Genomic DNA, 15,306 nt, shown 5'->3' on the forward strand with positions numbered 1-15,306 from the left:
GTTCAGCAGCCAAGCCCGGATTTGTTTTGGACATGATGCGGCTCACAGATACTTCCTGCAATTCCTACAGGCGGTCAGAAAAGTACCGCAGGCAGAACCCAGATCAGTCAGGCGTGACATCTTCTCGAAGCGGTGCGCCTCTGCGCGATCGCCGGGCGAAGCCTTATACTCTCGCCGAACTCAATGGGAGCGCGTCGTGACCAATCTCACTCTTGCGGACCTTTCCGCCGAAATTGAAACCAATGTACGTAAAGCATTGGCCGAGGATATCGGTACCGGCGACATCACGGCGCAGTTGATCCCTGCCGAACGGCTCGCCCATGCTTCGGTCATTACTCGCGAGGCGGCTGTTATTAGCGGCACGGCTTGGGTGGATGCAGTGTTTCGCCAGCTCGATCCGCGGGTTGCGGTGCACTGGCAGGTAACCGACGGCGAGCATGTTGCTGCCGATCGTGTCCTGTTCCATCTAGAAGGACCGGCGCGGGCACTGCTCAGCGGTGAACGTACGGCGTTGAATTTTTTGCAGTCGCTGTCGGGTGTTGCCACGCGATGCAGACACTACGCCGATCTCGTCGAAGGCACTGGCGTCCAGCTGCTCGACACGCGAAAAACCATTCCCGGCTTGCGTCTGGCGCAGAAATACGCGGTCACTTGTGGTGGTTGTCATAACCATCGAATCGGTCTGTACGACGCATTCCTGATTAAGGAGAACCACATCGCCGCCTGTGGCGGGATTGCCGAGGCTGTTGCGGCTGCTCATCGCATCGCGCCGGGCAAGCCGGTAGAGGTCGAGGTAGAGAGTCTTGACGAGTTGGAGCAGGCGCTACGAGCTGGAGTCGATATCGTCATGCTGGACGAGCTGAGTCTGGAAGACATGCGCACCGCAGTAAACCTTGCGGCGCGCCGGGCGAAGCTGGAGGCATCAGGAGGAATCAGTGACGAGACGCTGCGCGCGGTTGCTGAAACTGGCGTGGACTACATTTCGATCGGTGCCCTGACCAAACATGTCCGGGCAATTGATCTGTCGATGCGTCTAAAGCAATGATCTAGCAGGCGGCCACAACGTGTACCGCCATTCGGCTCAGTGCTTGCTTTTCAGACCGAAGTTCTCGTGTAGCGTGCCGGGGACGTCGGTGTCCTTTGGTGCGTAGTCTTTCGGCGGCTCCGTGAAGGTTGGTGAATTGAGGCGTTCCCGGTGGCTATGGGTCTCCTCGCTGTGCAGCGCGGCGAGCAGGCGCTGACGGGTCTGCTCGTCCAACGCGAGCTTGTCGGCGCCTTCGGACAGATGATTCTGCATGTCCTGGTAGCTGTTGGTCAGCTTGCGCAGCAGGCTGGCGGTTGTATTGAAATGGGTAACCACTTCGCTTTGATAGGTGTCGAGGCGCTCCTGCAGTTCATCTACCTGACGCTGCGTGCTGTTCGGCGCGCTGTTTCGTGCGATTAGATAACCAATAGCGATGCCGGCAATCACACCGACGATCGGGAGCAACCAGGTCGCGAGGGTCTGTTCCACGAGTACTTCCTCTATATAAACGGCTGTGCTGTTCAGACCGCGGAAAACCATGCGGTGACGGGCGGACAGGACGGCTATCAGGTCAGGACGCAACTGATAGCCGGGCTCTGCACGCCTGGTGCAGTGGTTTTTCCACGGCCTGATACGTTAACGTCTCGTACCTGCCCTGTATACCGCGACACGATGCGGTGATTATGAGTCAGCGTGTAGCAAGACGAGTCGATTTGCCCCAAGGTCACGGAGTTACTTAGTTGAAACGTGAAATCCCAATTTCCATAGAGGGTCCGGCCGGTGTGCTGGAAGGTCTGTATTTCGATCAGCCCGATGCGCGCGGGCTGGCGCTGATCTGTCATCCCAATCCAGTCAAAGGGGGGACGATGCTCAACAAGGTGGTGTCGACCTTGCAGCGCACCGCGCGCGATGCTGGCTACATCACGCTGCGCTTCAATTTTCGTGGAGTGGGTGGTAGTGCCGGTAGTCATGACATGAACATTGGCGAAATCGACGACGCCGAAGCTGCATTGCGCTGGCTGCAGGCGCAGCACCCCGGGCTACCGCTGACATTGCTGGGCTTTTCCTTTGGCGGTTTCGTGGCGGCGGCATTGGCCGGGCGGGTCGAGGCGCGTGGCGAGTCGCTGGAAAATCTGTTCATGGTCGCGCCGGCGGTCTCGCGACTGGCGGATCAGCCATTGGCGGAGCGTTGCGTACTGACCATTATCCAGCCCGCCGATGACGAAGTGATCGATCCGGAGTCGGTGCATGCCTTCTCCGCTGGGCTTCAGCGTCCCCACGAGCTGCTTAAAGTGGCAGAATGCGGCCACTTTTTCCACGGCAAGCTGGTGGAGCTCAAAGAGCTGGTTGCGCCGCGGCTGGGCTAGCAGTCTGTTTAAAAACTAGCTGCGTTGCCAACACTGCGTAAAAAATCGCTTCGAAATGCTCATTTACGACTTGTAAACTCGTACGCGAGCCCGGTCCGCTTTCTCAGCGATTTTTGCCTTGCTTTGGCTGCCTCGCCTACGTTTTTCAACGGCCTGCTAACTCCACCGCGACGAGCGCTGACTGAATCGAGACGATCGTATGAAAACCCGAATCCTTACCGGCATCACCACCACGGGCACGCCACATCTGGGCAACTACGCCGGGGCCATTCGGCCGGCGATTGTGGCCAGTCGCGAAGCCAATGCCGACTCCTTTTACTTTCTCGCTGATTATCACGCGTTGATCAAATGCGACGATCCGCTGCGCATTCAGCAGTCGCGACTGGAAATCGCCGCGACCTGGCTGGCCTGTGGCCTGGATGCCGATCGGGTGACCTTCTATCGCCAGTCGGACATCCCTGAAATACCGGAGCTGACTTGGTTGCTGACCTGCGTCGCCGGCAAGGGCCTGTTGAACCGTGCGCACGCCTATAAGGCGTCGGTGGACAAAAATGTCGAGAAGGGCGAAGACCCGGATGCAGGCATCACCATGGGACTGTTCAGTTACCCGGTGCTGATGGCGGCCGACATCCTGATGTTCAACGCGCACAAGGTGCCGGTCGGTCGTGATCAGATCCAGCACGTGGAAATGGCCCGCGATATTGGCCAGCGCTTCAATCATTTGTTTGGCAACGGCAAAGAGCTGTTCACCGCTCCCGAGGCGCTGATCGAAGAAGGCGTCGCGACGCTCCCCGGTCTCGATGGCCGCAAAATGTCGAAGAGCTACGACAACACCATCCCGCTGTTCGCCAGTGCCAAGGAGCTGAAAAGCACAATCGCCCGCATCGTTACCGACTCCAAACTGCCCGGCGAGCCCAAGGACCCAGACGATTCCCACCTCTTCACGCTCTATCAAGCCTTCGCCACCCCGACGCAGTTGACAGAGTTTCGTGGTGAGCTGCTTGCCGGGCTTGCCTGGGGCGAGGCTAAGCAGCGCCTGTTCCAGTTGCTCGACGACGAGCTGGGTGAGGCACGCGAGCGCTATCACGCACTGATGACACGTCCTGGCGAACTGGAGGATATTCTCCAGGTCGGAGCAGCGAAGGCGCGCAAGGTAGCTACGCCGTTCCTCGGAGAATTACGTGAGGCCGTAGGGCTGCGCAATTTCCGCAGCGATGTGAAAAGCGCGGCTCCTGCGAAGAAGAAAGGCGGCAAGATGGCCCGTTTTGCCAGCTTTCGCGAGAACGACGGCAGCTTCCGCTTCCGCTTTTTCGCCGCCGACGGTGAAGAGCTGCTGCTGTCGCGCCCATTCGGCGAGCCCAAAGCGATTGGCGTGATCAGCCAGCGCCTGATAGCGCAGGGTGTCGATGCACTGGAGCTACGTGCCGACGAAGGCAATCAGTTTACGTTGTGGCTTGATGGCGAATGCATCGCCGACAGCCCTGTCCACACCGATGAAAAATCGCTGGAAGCGGCCATGCTGCGCCTGCGTCAGGCATTGGCGACACTTGCCGTGTAATTATCCAGCCGTACCCGCCGGTCGCTGCACGGCCGGCGGTTCCGGCTGACCCCTGACTCCATCCGAGGCTCAAGCGCTTGAACGATCTGCGTAAATTGCCAACCACCGAGGGCACGGCTAAAGTGTCGGCCCCGTTTCACTACCCAGACCCCGCCATGACCCCTCTTGAGCGCTATCAGGCAGACCTGAAACGTCCTGACTTTTTCCACGACGCCGCCCAGGAAACTGCCGTGCGTCATCTGCAGCGTCTGTATGACGATCTGGTCGCCGACGATCGCAACAAATCTGGTCTGCTTGGCAAGCTGTTCGGCAAAAAACGTCAGGACCCGATCAAGGGTCTGTATTTCTGGGGCGGAGTGGGTCGCGGCAAGACCTATCTGGTTGACACCTTCTACGATGCCCTGCCGTTCGAGCAGAAAACACGTACCCACTTCCATCGCTTCATGAAGCGTGTGCATGAGGAGATGCGCACCCTCAAGGGTGAAAAGAACCCGCTGACGATCATCGGCAAGCGCTTTGCCGACGAGTCTCGCGTGATCTGTTTCGACGAGTTCTTCGTCTCCGATATCACCGACGCCATGATTCTCGCGACCCTGCTCGACGAGCTGTTCAAGAACGGCGTGAGCCTGGTCGCTACCTCGAACATCGTGCCGGATGGCCTGTACAAGGACGGCTTACAACGTGCTCGCTTCCTGCCGGCCATTGAACTGCTGAAAAAGCACACTGAAATCGTCAACGTCGACAGCGGCATCGATTACCGTCTCCGCGCGCTCGAGCAGGCCGAGCTCTACCACTTTCCGCTGGATGCCGAGGCGGAGCAGAGTCTGGAAAAGAGCTTCCGCAGCTTGCTACCTGAGAAATGCAAGATCCAGGAAAACGAAGCCTTGATGATCGAGAATCGCGAGATCGTTGCGCATAAGGTCGCCTGCGGTGTCGCCTGGTTCGAATTCCGCGAGCTGTGCGACGGACCGCGCAGTCAGAACGACTACATTGAACTGGGCAAGATCTTCGATGCGGTGCTGGTTTCCAATATCGAGCGGATGGATGTCTCCAAGGACGACATGGCACGGCGTTTCATCAACATGGTGGACGAGTTCTACGACCGCAACGTCAAGCTGATCCTCTCCGCGGAAGTCGAGCTGAAGGATCTATACGCTGGCGGGCGCCTGGAGTTCGAGTTCCAGCGCACCCTGAGCCGCTTGCTGGAAATGCAATCGCACGAATATCTGTCACGTCCGCACAAGCCTTGACCTGACTCATCTATCGAACGGCAAGCCAGCGCGTAAGCGCAACTTGCCGTTTTTTTTGCCGTCAGCTTTTGTGCCGATATTGTTGCCGATACTGGTTGGGCGACAGCTCTGTGTGCTGGCGGAACAGCCGCGCGAAGAAGCTCGCATCGTCGTAACCAACTTCGTAGCTGATGGTCTTGATGCTCTTGCGCGTGGTCGAGAGCAAGCTCTTGGCGGTTTCGATGCGCAGCCTTTGCAGGTAGTGCAGCGGCTTATCGCCGGTTGCCGTCTGGAAGCGCCGCATGAAATTACGGATGCTCATGCCGTGCTCTCGCGCCACATCCTCGAAGCGGAATTTTTCCGCGAAGTGCTCTTCCAGCCATTCCTGAATCTGCAGTACGCGTGTGTCCAGGTGCAGCTTCTGCCCACCGAAACCTATCCGTCCCGGACTGTAGTTGCGCTGCACCTCGAAAAGAATGTCACGCGCCATGCCTTGCGCGACATTCGAGCCGCAGAAGCGCTCGACCAGATGCATGTAAAGGTCCGAGGCTGAAGTGATGCCGCCCGCGCAGTAGAGATTGTCGCTGTCGGTCAGGTGCCTTTCCTGCGAAAAAAGCACACGCGGGAAGCGCTCGGCGAATTCCCCGGCAAAGCGCCAATGCGTTGTGGCCTCACGATCGTCGAGCAATCCTGCAGCGGCCATCCAGAACGCTCCAGAGGCTTCGCCGCAGATTGCGCTGCCGGCCGCGTGCCGCTCCAACAACCACGGGGTTACCTGCGGATATTGTTGGCAGAGCGCGTCGAAATCGCCCCAGAACGCCGGCAGTATTACTGCATCGGTTACATCCAATGCGCTGTCTACCTCGATGCGGGTACCGCTGAAGGTGCTGACAGGCTTGCCGTCGGGGCTGACTAAAGAGGTCTCGAAAGCAGGCTTGAGCCCCAGGCCGAGCTGTTTGCCGTAGCGCAGGCTGGCCATATGAAAGAAATCCTTGGCATGCATCAGGGTGGACGCGAACACCCCTTCAGTGGCCAGAATGCTGATGCGTTTCAATGGTTGTGCGGTGAGCATGCGTTTTCTTCTGGCTATTCCGATTATTTTTATAAGGGGCAAAGCAGGGTAAATCTGCCGCTATCCGGCAGGAGCGTCTTATTTTTTTCCGCGACTGTCCAGTCACAATCAGTCTAATGGGGCGGAACCGCTCGCGGCGCTACCCATCAGAGTTACATCAGAGGGGATTTTCATGACAGCAGTCGCACCACCAGGTCATCCCGATGCGTTTTCCGGATGGGATGGCAGCACCGCCGCCGCCCGGGAAATGCAGAAGCAACTGGCAGGCAAGGTCGTGCTGGAAGATGACTTCGGTCCGTTGCGGCTGATTGCCGGCGTCGATGTCGGATTCGAGGAGGGCGGCAAGATCACCCGTGCTGCAGTGGTTCTGCTCGATGCCGAAACACTTGAGCCAGTGGCGCAGGCACTCGCGCGGATTCCGACTTGCATGCCGTATATTCCGGGCCTGTTGTCCTTTCGCGAGCTGCCCGCTGTGTTGCAAGCGCTCGATTCGCTTGGTCAGGTGCCGGATCTTATTCTCTCCGATGGGCACGGCATCGCTCATCCGCGTGGGCTTGGCATCGCCGCCCACCTGGGTGTGATTACCGGCCTGCCGACGATCGGTGTGGCGAAGAAGATCCTTACCGGTCACCACGCGGAACTCGGCGAGCAGCGTGGTGATCAGGTTGATCTGTTGGCAAAGGATGGCAGGGTGATCGGCGCTGTTTTACGCAGCAAGGATAAGGTGCGCCCGTTGATCATTTCGCCCGGCAACCGGGTAAGCCTGGCGACCGCACCGCAGTTGGTGATGCGTTATGTCACCCGTTATCGCCTGCCGGAACCGACGCGGTTGGCCGACCGCCTGGCCTCGCGCCGGGATGAAAAGCGCGCCAGCACCCAGCAGACGATGAGCTTCGAATAGCGCGACGGCTTGCAGTAAGCCGCTTGCAGGCGCTAGCCTGCAGACCCGCAGGTTTTCCAGGTTCCGCCCCGATGCTGTTGGATCATGCGACAGGCTGGTGTCGAGGCATTCGCCATTGCCCCTCGCCCAACTTCAATCAGCGCCCCGACGGCGAAATATCGCTGTTGGTCATTCACAACATCAGCCTGCCGCCCGGTTGTTTCGGGACTGGCAAGGTTCAGCAGTTTTTTCAGAACTGCCTGCCCACCGAAGAGCACCCTTTCTTCGAAGAAATCGCGACCCTGCAGGTGTCGGCGCATTTCCTCATCGAACGTGATGGCGCCATCACCCAGTTTGTCTCCTGCCTGGATCGTGCTTGGCACGCAGGCATGTCGCGCTTCGACGGGCGCGACAGTTGCAACGATTTTTCCCTTGGCATCGAATTGGAGGGCACCGATGACGCGCCATTCAGCGAGGCTCAGTACGAAAGCCTGATCCAGCTCTGCCACCTGCTGCAGCAAGCCTACCCGGCGATCACGCCGGATCGGGTCTGTGGCCACAGCGACATCGCTCCGGGACGCAAGACCGACCCGGGACCAGCATTCGATTGGCAGCGCCTGCGCGCGACGGCGATCGTTGCGTGGGACTGCCCAGAAGGATAGATAGATGATTTTTCTCGTGGTGTTGCTGGTACTGCTGATCGACAAACTCACCGATTGGCGGCGAGATGTGCAGCAGGATGGTCCTTGGCTGCATCTGCTGCGACGGATCGAAAGTCGCCCTGCGCTGGCGTCCAAACCATGGCTGAGCCTGCTGGTGGCGGTGCTGCTGCCGATCCTGCTGCTCGGCTTGTTGTTGATCGCGCTCAAGCCATTGGCCTACGGCTGGCTCAGCTTGCCTCTGCATCTACTAGTGCTGCTTTACAGCCTTGGTCGCGGACAAAGCAAGCGCGAGCTCGGGCCGTTCCGCGATGCCTGGCGGCGTGACGATGGTGAGGCGGCCGCGTTGGTGGCCGAGCGCGATCTGGGCATCAATGCGTCGGACGCGCCAAGCCTGCTGCGAGCTGTAGAAGCGCAACTGCTTTGGCGCAGCCACCAAGGTTTTTTTGCTGTGATCTTCTGGTATGTGCTGCTTGGGCCCATGGCCGCACTGGCCTACCGCCTGCTTTCATTAACCGTCGAGCACGCCCGGAGCGAAGCCCTGCGCGAGCGGGCCGGGCAGCTACTGCACGCCTTCGACTGGTTGCCCGTGCGGGTCCTGCTTGCCAGCTTCGGGCTGGTTGGCAACTTCGTCGCGGTCAATCGCGCGTTGCTGCATGACTTGCTGCACTGGGAGATTCCCGCCAGGCAGCTGCTGGCGGATGTAGGCCCGGCTGCGGCCGATCTGAGCGACGCCTTCGAAGGTGAAGCGGGCCTCGCCCGACTCGACAGTCTCGCGGCCCTGCTGGTGCGCACGCGCATGCTTTGGTACGCGGCCATCGCTCTTTGGATCATTCTTCTTTAGCGATCACGGACAGATCTTTCGGCCGATTGTGTTCCTGCCTCGCAGCGTTCCGGCAACCGCCGCTGATCGTATAAATGCCGTGGATATGCCGGAATCGGCGAGCCTTCTGCCACTTGTCGGGCCACCATCCTGCCATTACCTTAAGTTACATAACCCGCGACCGATATCCAGTATAAGTTTTCTCGTGCCACCTCTTTGACGAGCCCTGCTGCAGCCATCGATGTTGCCAGCAATACAACAAGAAACTGGGAGACGTCTTTTGAAAAGCCTGTTGTATCCCGCTATCGCATTGATGAATCGCCTGAGCTTCGGAATGAAGTTCAGTCTGATCAGCGTCCTTTTCTTCGTTCCTATGTTGCTGACTAATTTCTATTTGGTACGCGACTCGTACCGGGAGTTCGTGGGCACCCGCACGGAGCTGCAAAGCCTCGAGCTGCTGGGTACCGCATTGCAGCTGCGACGCGAGATGGAGGACTGGAAAGACCTGGTCGAAATCGAGGGTATCATCGGTCAGACCGGTGAAGTCCAGGCGCTGGTGACCCGGCTGGCGGACGCTGAACGAGAGTTGTCGTCGCGGATGCAAAGCCTGGTGCCAGTCAGCGACAACCCCGAACAGGTCGCCGAATTCAACACCCGCCGAGATGAGCTCGACGCGGCCCTGCGCGAGGCGCAGGCGCAGCAATCGCTGCAGGCTAAGGCCGCCATGGCGCGTGCGTTGCTGGGCAAGGCGCAGGTGATGATCAAGCTGATTGCCAGTCAGTCCGGCTTGAGTCAGGACAGCCAGCGCGATGTGCGGATGCTCGCCGAACTGCTGACCTCGGTCACGCCCTCGATCACGGCCATCCTCGGCGAGGGCAGGGCGATCGGCTCCTACACCTTTGGCCAGGGCTACCTGAACTCCGACGCCAGCAACAAGCTGGACGAACTGCTCCTCGAACTGGAAAAGCAACAGGCTCAATACGGCGCCCAACTGCAGGACGTGCTGGGCAGCAGCGCCTCCGCGCAGCGCCAGCTTGAAAGCTACACTGCCGCTAGCCGCGATTCTCTGAAGATCAGCAGCGATATCTTTCAAGACCAAGTGATCATGGCCGAAGCGCTGGATCATCCGTGGGAGAATTTTTACGACCTGATCAGCGCCGAGATGGCGAAGACCTACGCACTCAACGATTCGATTCTCGGCTTCCTGGACGGTGAATTGGAGCAGCGTCTGGAGCAGAAACGCCTGCTGATGATCTCGCTGCTCACCGCGCTAGTCCTGGTGTTCGTGCTTGTGGTCTATCTTTACAGCGCCTTCTACATGTCCACTCGCGCGTCGCTGAAGAGCCTTGGTGCAACCATGGACCGCGTTGCTGCTGGCGACATGACCGCGCGTTTCCAAGTGCAAAGCCGTGATGAGTTGGGTGAGCTGGGTCAGGTATTCAACGAGACCGTGGCTAAGATACGTGATCTGATCGAGCGGGTTGGTCAGACGGTCGGTGAGGTGGAACGTCAAGCTTCACGCGTCGAAACCGTCTCGGGCGAAAGCAACCAGACGGTGTCCGAGCAGCGCGGACAAATCGAGCAGGTCGCTACTGCGATGAACCAGATGTCAGCAACCGCACAGGGAGTCGCCACCAGCGCCGAAGCGGCGGTCGGCAGCGCGCAGAGCGTCAATGAAGAAACGGTTAGCGGTCGCAGCCTGGTCGAGGCGCAGGTTGGCGGCATCGAGCGATTGGCCGCTGAGATCGAGCAATCGGTCAGCGTGATCAATCAGCTGGCCAGTGACAGCAAGGCCATCAGCCAGGTACTGGATGTAATCAAAGGTGTCGCTGAGCAGACCAACCTGCTGGCGCTCAATGCCGCAATCGAGGCCGCACGCGCCGGCGAACAGGGGCGTGGTTTCGCTGTGGTCGCTGATGAAGTGCGCAGCCTGGCCAAACGCACCCAGCAGTCCACCGAAGAAATCGAGCAGATGATCGGGCGGCTCCAGGGCGGTGTCGGCGCCGCGGTCAAAACCATGCATTCCAGCCATTCGATGGCCGAGGAAACGGTCAGCCAGTCGGCGCAGGTTCGTCAGGCGCTGGAGAATATCCTTGGCGCGGTCGGCGTCATCGTCGACCAGAACCAGCAGATCGCCGCGGCGGCAGAGGAGCAAACCGCGGTGGCTCACGACATCGATCGCAACATCGTCGCGATCAACGAAGCCGGGCAGCGAACTGCTGAAGGAGCCGGGCATACCGAGCAAGCCAGCCGCGAGCTGACCGAACTGGTGGGACGCCTGCAACAATTGATCGGTGCGTTCCGCGTCTGATCGTTGGCCTCAGGCGACGACGCGCAGCCGTCCATCGCATCCTTGTGAACAGCGCCTCACATACCCGGGTCTGCCAAAAAGGCGAACCCGGGAGCGCGCTATGTCCAGCACCGCGAAAAAGACCGATCCGCAACTGTGGGAGCGGGTCAAGAAAGAGGTCACCGATGGCGACAAGGGCGGCGAGCCCGGCCAGTGGTCCGCGCGCAAGGCGCAATATGCCGTGCAGGAATACAAAAAGCGCGGCGGTGGCTACGAAGGCAAGAAATCGGCCGACAACCATCTACGAGAGTGGACCCGCGAGGATTGGGGCACCCAGTCCGGTAAACCTTCTGGCGAAACCGGCGAGCGTTATCTGCCCAAGCACGCGCGAGAATCACTCAGCGACGAAGAACATGCCCGCACGACACGCAAGAAACGCGCGGACTCACGGCGCGGCAAGCAGCATTCAAAGCAACCGGCAGACGTCGCGCACAAGGCCAGCCGCGAGCGCGAACCGGCCCTGAGCGGACTGAACAAACCCGAACTGATGCGCCGCGCCGCCCAGCGCGGCATTCGTGGGCGCTCGAAGATGAAGAAGGATGAGCTGGTCGCGGCGCTGAAGCGGGAGGGCGAGCGATGAGCACACTTGATGACAATGCTCGGCGGGATATCCGCGAAGAGTTCCATCAGGTCGTGAACATGACGCCGTCAGCCCTGCGCCGTTGGCTTGAGAGTGAGATCAGCCGCAGTGTCGGCATGACTGCCGAGGGGGAAAAAGTCACCGCGCCGAGCGATGGCGAAGCGGTTGGCCATGCCATGGGCGAGCGCATTCTGGAACTCAAGGGGCGGCGTCAGGCTGATCTCGAAGAAGACGACTACCAAGCCATGCGCAAGGTCATCGGTTACGTCCATCGGCATCTGGCCCAGCGGCCAAAGGGCGACATCCAAGATAGCCGTTGGCGCCGCTCGTTAATGAATTGGGGACACGATCCGCTGGAGGACTGAGTTCCGCTGTTCCGTATTGAAGCTGGTGATCTCGGCTTCAACGTTGCCAGGGCGTTCCGTCTGATCGTAGTGATTCGCTGGCAGCTGCGGCGATGCGGCGTTCGATGAAGCACGTGCCGGTTTGGTCAGCTGATCCTCACTTCCAGCCGAACAGCTCGCAGCTGTTTCGGTAGCTGACATTAGCCAGTTCGTCGGGACTGATGCCACGCAGCTCGGCCAATTCACGGCAGATATCGGGAAGGAATTCCGGACTGTTGCGTTGGCCGGCATGGCTGTGCGGCGTGATATCCGGGGCATCCGTTTCCAGCACGATGCTTTCCAGCGGCAGTTGCTGAAGTACCCGATGCATGCGATGCGCTTGGGGCCAGGTGCCGGCGCCGCCGAGGCCGAGTTTGTAGCCGAGTCTGATGTATTCCCGCGCTTCCTCCCAACTACCGCTGAACGCGTGGGCGATACCCGCACGTTTGAGCTTGCGCTGCTTCAGCGCGGCAATCATCGGGGCATGGGCGCGGCGCACATGCAACAGCACCGGGTGTTCGAACTCGTCGGCCAAGTCGAGTTGAGCTTCCAATAACTGCTGCTGGCGCTCCTTGTTTGGGGTCTCGATGTAATAATCCAGACCGATCTCGCCGATGGCACAGAGCTTGTCTTGCCCGCTCAAGCGCTGCAGCCAATCGCGCAGATTGTCGATATGCTCGGGTCTGTGGTCTTGCAGAAATACCGGATGCAACCCCAGCGCGGCGTATACGGCCGGTTCGTCCAGCGCCAGCTGCCAGACCCTTTCCCAATTCGCCTGGTGCACGCCTAGCACCAGCACGCGCTCCACACCGACCGCCGTGCAGCGGGCCAGCACTTCACTGCGATCGGCGTCGAAGGGGTCGAAGTCGAGATGAGTGTGGGTGTCGATCAGGGGCACGGCAGATCTCCTGGCCTGGTATCGGTAGGGCTGAAAGGCGGAGGTGGCGGAACTCAGCGGAGCGTTTCTTCCTCGATCTGGATGTCGCTGACGCCCAGCTCGGCCATGCGGCTGTGCTCGCTCGAACGTACCGGAATTTCCCAGGGTGCGTCAGTCGTCGCGCGTGGCTCGCGGACATGATGCAGGAGAATTTCCAGTTCGGCCTGTTCCATGTCGGGTTCTTCGAAGGAGCTGAGCGTCAGCGAGGCCGGGTTTCCGTTGATGAGATAGTGAATGCGGTAGCGTTTCAGTTCGGTCATGGCGGCTCTCTGCTTCTTGGTTCGGGGATATGCAATATCCGACCGCCGAATCGCGCTCAGGCTCCCGAATCGTCACGCTCCGATTCAAGCAATGCCGCCTTGCGCTCGATGCCCCAGCGGTAGCCGGTCAGCGCTTGGTTGGCCCCAACGACCCGATGGCAGGGCACCAGCAGCCCGACTGGATTGCTCGCACAGGCACGGGCAACGGCGCGGGCATGGCTGCCGAGGCTTTCGGCCAGCTCGCCGTAGCGGCGGGTCTGGCCAGGGGGGATGTCTTGCAATGCCTGCCAGACGCGCTGCTGGAAAGCACTGCCTCGCAGATCCAGTGGTAGCCGAACGGCGTGTGATGGCTCGGCCAGTTGGGCCAAAATCGGCTGCAGCCAGTCGCCCAGGCCAGTCTGATCGCGCCGCAATTCGGCTGCGGCGAAGCGCGACTGCAGTTCGCTCAACAATTCCTGCTCGTCGTTACCGAACAATAGTGCGCAGATTCCCTTGTCGCTGGCAGCGACCAACAGCAGACCCAGCGGACAGACGCTGATTGCATAGCGCAGCGACTCGCCAGCACCCTTGCGCCGGCGCTGCGCCGGGCTCAGTGCCGTGACGTTCTGGTAGGCGCCGCGAGTGCTGCCGTAACCCGCATCCAGCGCTGCACCCAATACCGAATCGGCTGCTGGCAGACGCGTCTCCAGCCGCTCGCGGCGACGCGCTGCGGCCCAGGCGTGGGGTGTAAAGCCGATGCGGGCCTTGAAGGCGCGGGCCAGATGCGACGAGGACAGGCCAATGCGGGCAGCCAGCTTGTCCAGTGTTATCGGCTCAGGACTTTCGTCGAGCAGGCGACAAGCGGCAATCACCAGTTCATCCAGCTGTTCGGCCGGGCTCTGGCCGTGTGGCGAGCAACGCATGCAGGCACGATAGCCTGCGGCTTCGGCATCGGCGGCATTGCTAAAAAAGCTGACGCCGTCACGCCGTGGTCGGCGCGCCGGGCAACTCGGACGGCAGAAGATGCGGGTCGAGCGGACGGCGAACACGAAGCGGCCGTCGAAGCCTGCATCGCGCTCACAGAGGGCTTGCCAGCAGCGGTCGAAATCGATCATCGCGCGGCTCCATCGTGGGTTGAATTCGATTGTCCGTCCTGATCGCCTTGTACGCCAATACGCATTGCGCTTTCAAACTTGCGGGCGAGCATGGAAGCGTGCTGACGATTACCGTAACCTGCAGGTCTGCATAGTCGAATAGGGTCTGTAAGCCGCTGATGAAAACGCCAAAACGACTCGAGCCGCTGGTCGAGGATGGGCTGATCGACGAAGTGTTGCGGCCGCTGATGAGCGGCAAGGAAGCAGCTGTATATGTGGTGCGCTGTGGTGACGAGCTGCGCTGCGCAAAGGTGTACAAAGAAGCTAACAACCGCAGCTTTCGCCAGGCGGTTAAATATCAGGAAGGCCGCAAGGTCCGCAGCAGCCGCGACGCCCGTGCCATGGCCAAGGGCTCGAAGCATGGGCGCAAGGAAAAGGAAGAGAACTGGCAGAACGCTGAAGTGGCTGCACTGTTCCGCCTGGCGGACGCCGGTGTACGCGTGCCCAAGCCTTACGACTTTCTCGACGGCGTGCTGTTGATGGAGATGATCTCGGACGAAGACGGCGACGCCGCGCCGCGTCTCAACGACGTCGACCTGCATCCCGACGATGCCCGGGAATTTCATGCCTTCATGATCGGCGAAGTCGTGAAAATGCTCTGTGCCGGATTGGTACATGGCGACCTTTCTGAATTCAACGTGCTGCTCGACGAACACGGCCCAGTGATCATCGACCTGCCGCAGGCGGTGGACGCAGCGGGTAACAACCACGCCTTCGAAATGCTCGAGCGCGATGTTGGCAACATGGCGGCGTATTTCGGACGCTTCGCGCCGGAGCTCAAGTTCACTCGCTACGCCAAGGAAATGTGGGCACTTTACGAAGATGGCAAGTTAACGGCGGATACCGAATTGACCGGTGAGTTCGCCGAGCCGGAAGACGCCGCCGATCTGGACGCGGTAATGCGCGAGATCAAGGCGACACTCGCAGACCAGGCGCGCAAAGAAGCCCTGCGCAACGCAACGGATGCGCCTGGCGACGAGCCGCCAACACCGCCGTGGATGCGCAACTGAGCTGCCTCTGAGCCGTGCCGACATGCTTAATATGAGTTGTC

General features: G+C 60.1%; 16 protein-coding genes. 11 read left to right on the top strand and 5 right to left on the bottom strand.

The genetic code is table 11. The annotated features are described in order from the left end of the window. Positions 1-196: 196 nt before the first annotated feature. On the top strand, positions 197-1,045 hold the full coding sequence (gene nadC, locus D7241_RS14795) for a carboxylating nicotinate-nucleotide diphosphorylase (RefSeq protein WP_408102140.1): 849 nt from the start codon (positions 197-199) through the stop codon (positions 1,043-1,045). 36 nt (positions 1,046-1,081) lie between these two features. Here nadC and D7241_RS14800 read toward each other — a convergent pair whose 3' ends face one another. Continuing rightward, complete coding sequence (locus D7241_RS14800; RefSeq protein ID WP_408102141.1) at positions 1,082-1,513, bottom strand: YhcB family protein; 432 nt, start codon at positions 1,511-1,513, stop codon at positions 1,082-1,084. A gap of 251 nt (positions 1,514-1,764) precedes the next feature. On the opposite strand from D7241_RS14800, the gene D7241_RS14805 reads away from it, so the two are divergent. The 3 genes from D7241_RS14805 (at position 1,765) to zapE (ending at position 5,199) form a co-directional block, all read left to right on the top strand. Then, on the top strand, positions 1,765-2,391 hold the full coding sequence (locus D7241_RS14805) for an alpha/beta hydrolase (RefSeq protein WP_408102142.1): 627 nt from the start codon (positions 1,765-1,767) through the stop codon (positions 2,389-2,391). Between the two features lie 199 nt (positions 2,392-2,590). Next, complete coding sequence (locus D7241_RS14810) at positions 2,591-3,949, top strand: tryptophan--tRNA ligase (RefSeq protein WP_408102143.1); 1,359 nt, start codon at positions 2,591-2,593, stop codon at positions 3,947-3,949. A gap of 155 nt (positions 3,950-4,104) precedes the next feature. Beyond that, a complete protein-coding gene (gene zapE / locus D7241_RS14815) occupies positions 4,105-5,199 on the top strand; it encodes a cell division protein ZapE (RefSeq protein ID WP_408102144.1) in 1,095 nt (364 codons plus the stop codon). Positions 5,200-5,260: 61 nt separating this feature from the next. On the opposite strand, the gene D7241_RS14820 is transcribed toward zapE, so the two are convergent. Continuing rightward, positions 5,261-6,250, bottom strand: a complete 990-nt coding sequence (locus tag D7241_RS14820; protein ID WP_408102145.1) for a GlxA family transcriptional regulator — start codon at positions 6,248-6,250, stop codon at positions 5,261-5,263. 172 nt (positions 6,251-6,422) lie between these two features. Between D7241_RS14820 and nfi the strand changes: the two genes are divergently transcribed. The 6 genes from nfi to D7241_RS14850 all read left to right on the top strand — a co-directional run bounded on the left by nfi (position 6,423) and on the right by D7241_RS14850 (position 11,907). After that, positions 6,423-7,151, top strand: coding sequence for a deoxyribonuclease V (gene nfi / locus D7241_RS14825; RefSeq protein WP_408102146.1), 729 nt, complete (start codon positions 6,423-6,425; stop codon positions 7,149-7,151). Between the two features lie 71 nt (positions 7,152-7,222). Next, positions 7,223-7,792, top strand: a complete 570-nt coding sequence (gene ampD, locus D7241_RS14830) for a 1,6-anhydro-N-acetylmuramyl-L-alanine amidase AmpD (protein WP_408102147.1) — start codon at positions 7,223-7,225, stop codon at positions 7,790-7,792. Between the two features lie 4 nt (positions 7,793-7,796). Further along, positions 7,797-8,633 (top strand): regulatory signaling modulator protein AmpE, encoded by an 837-nt coding sequence (gene ampE, locus D7241_RS14835; protein ID WP_408102148.1) that lies wholly within the window; start codon positions 7,797-7,799, stop codon positions 8,631-8,633. Between the two features lie 259 nt (positions 8,634-8,892). After that, on the top strand, positions 8,893-10,923 hold the full coding sequence (locus D7241_RS14840) for a methyl-accepting chemotaxis protein (protein WP_408102149.1): 2,031 nt from the start codon (positions 8,893-8,895) through the stop codon (positions 10,921-10,923). 100 nt (positions 10,924-11,023) lie between these two features. After that, on the top strand, positions 11,024-11,542 hold the full coding sequence (locus tag D7241_RS14845) for a DUF5872 domain-containing protein (RefSeq protein ID WP_408102150.1): 519 nt from the start codon (positions 11,024-11,026) through the stop codon (positions 11,540-11,542). Further along, on the top strand, positions 11,539-11,907 hold the full coding sequence (locus tag D7241_RS14850; protein ID WP_408102151.1) for a DUF3140 domain-containing protein: 369 nt from the start codon (positions 11,539-11,541) through the stop codon (positions 11,905-11,907). The genes D7241_RS14845 and D7241_RS14850 overlap by 4 nt, the downstream gene beginning before the upstream one ends. A gap of 136 nt (positions 11,908-12,043) precedes the next feature. On the opposite strand, the gene D7241_RS14855 is transcribed toward D7241_RS14850, so the two are convergent. Genes D7241_RS14855 through ada form a run of 3 tightly spaced genes read right to left on the bottom strand, consistent with a single transcriptional unit; the run spans position 12,044 to position 14,216 of the window. Beyond that, a complete protein-coding gene (locus D7241_RS14855) occupies positions 12,044-12,823 on the bottom strand; it encodes a TatD family hydrolase (RefSeq protein WP_408102152.1) in 780 nt (259 codons plus the stop codon). Between the two features lie 53 nt (positions 12,824-12,876). Further along, entirely contained in the window at positions 12,877-13,122 is a 246-nt protein-coding gene (locus D7241_RS14860) for a hypothetical protein (protein ID WP_255977084.1), read from the bottom strand. Between the two features lie 56 nt (positions 13,123-13,178). Further along, positions 13,179-14,216 (bottom strand): bifunctional DNA-binding transcriptional regulator/O6-methylguanine-DNA methyltransferase Ada, encoded by a 1,038-nt coding sequence (ada, locus tag D7241_RS14865; RefSeq protein ID WP_408102153.1) that lies wholly within the window; start codon positions 14,214-14,216, stop codon positions 13,179-13,181. 158 nt (positions 14,217-14,374) lie between these two features. On the opposite strand from ada, the gene D7241_RS14870 reads away from it, so the two are divergent. After that, positions 14,375-15,265, top strand: a complete 891-nt coding sequence (locus tag D7241_RS14870; protein WP_408102154.1) for a PA4780 family RIO1-like protein kinase — start codon at positions 14,375-14,377, stop codon at positions 15,263-15,265. The last annotated feature ends 41 nt before the right edge of the window (positions 15,266-15,306 follow it).

This window comes from Stutzerimonas sp. VN223-3 (assembly GCF_045999685.1).
GTDB classification, from domain to species: domain Bacteria; phylum Pseudomonadota; class Gammaproteobacteria; order Pseudomonadales; family Pseudomonadaceae; genus Stutzerimonas; species Stutzerimonas stutzeri_AR.

What these genes read in the sequence shown, in the direction of transcription:
- D7241_RS14810 (WP_408102143.1), top strand. Translation starts at nt 2,591, where the DNA reads ATGAAAACCCGAATCCTTACCGGCATCACCACCACGGGCACGCCACAT.
- zapE (WP_408102144.1), top strand. Translation starts at nt 4,105, where the DNA reads ATGACCCCTCTTGAGCGCTATCAGGCAGACCTGAAACGTCCTGACTTT.
- D7241_RS14820 (WP_408102145.1), bottom strand. Translation starts at nt 6,250, where the DNA reads ATGCTCACCGCACAACCATTGAAACGCATCAGCATTCTGGCCACTGAA.
- nfi (WP_408102146.1), top strand. Translation starts at nt 6,423, where the DNA reads ATGACAGCAGTCGCACCACCAGGTCATCCCGATGCGTTTTCCGGATGG.
- ampD (WP_408102147.1), top strand. Translation starts at nt 7,223, where the DNA reads ATGCTGTTGGATCATGCGACAGGCTGGTGTCGAGGCATTCGCCATTGC.
- ampE (WP_408102148.1), top strand. Translation starts at nt 7,797, where the DNA reads ATGATTTTTCTCGTGGTGTTGCTGGTACTGCTGATCGACAAACTCACC.
- D7241_RS14845 (WP_408102150.1), top strand. Translation starts at nt 11,024, where the DNA reads ATGTCCAGCACCGCGAAAAAGACCGATCCGCAACTGTGGGAGCGGGTC.
- D7241_RS14850 (WP_408102151.1), top strand. Translation starts at nt 11,539, where the DNA reads ATGAGCACACTTGATGACAATGCTCGGCGGGATATCCGCGAAGAGTTC.
- D7241_RS14860 (WP_255977084.1), bottom strand. Translation starts at nt 13,122, where the DNA reads ATGACCGAACTGAAACGCTACCGCATTCACTATCTCATCAACGGAAAC.
- ada (WP_408102153.1), bottom strand. Translation starts at nt 14,216, where the DNA reads ATGATCGATTTCGACCGCTGCTGGCAAGCCCTCTGTGAGCGCGATGCA.
- D7241_RS14870 (WP_408102154.1), top strand. Translation starts at nt 14,375, where the DNA reads ATGAAAACGCCAAAACGACTCGAGCCGCTGGTCGAGGATGGGCTGATC.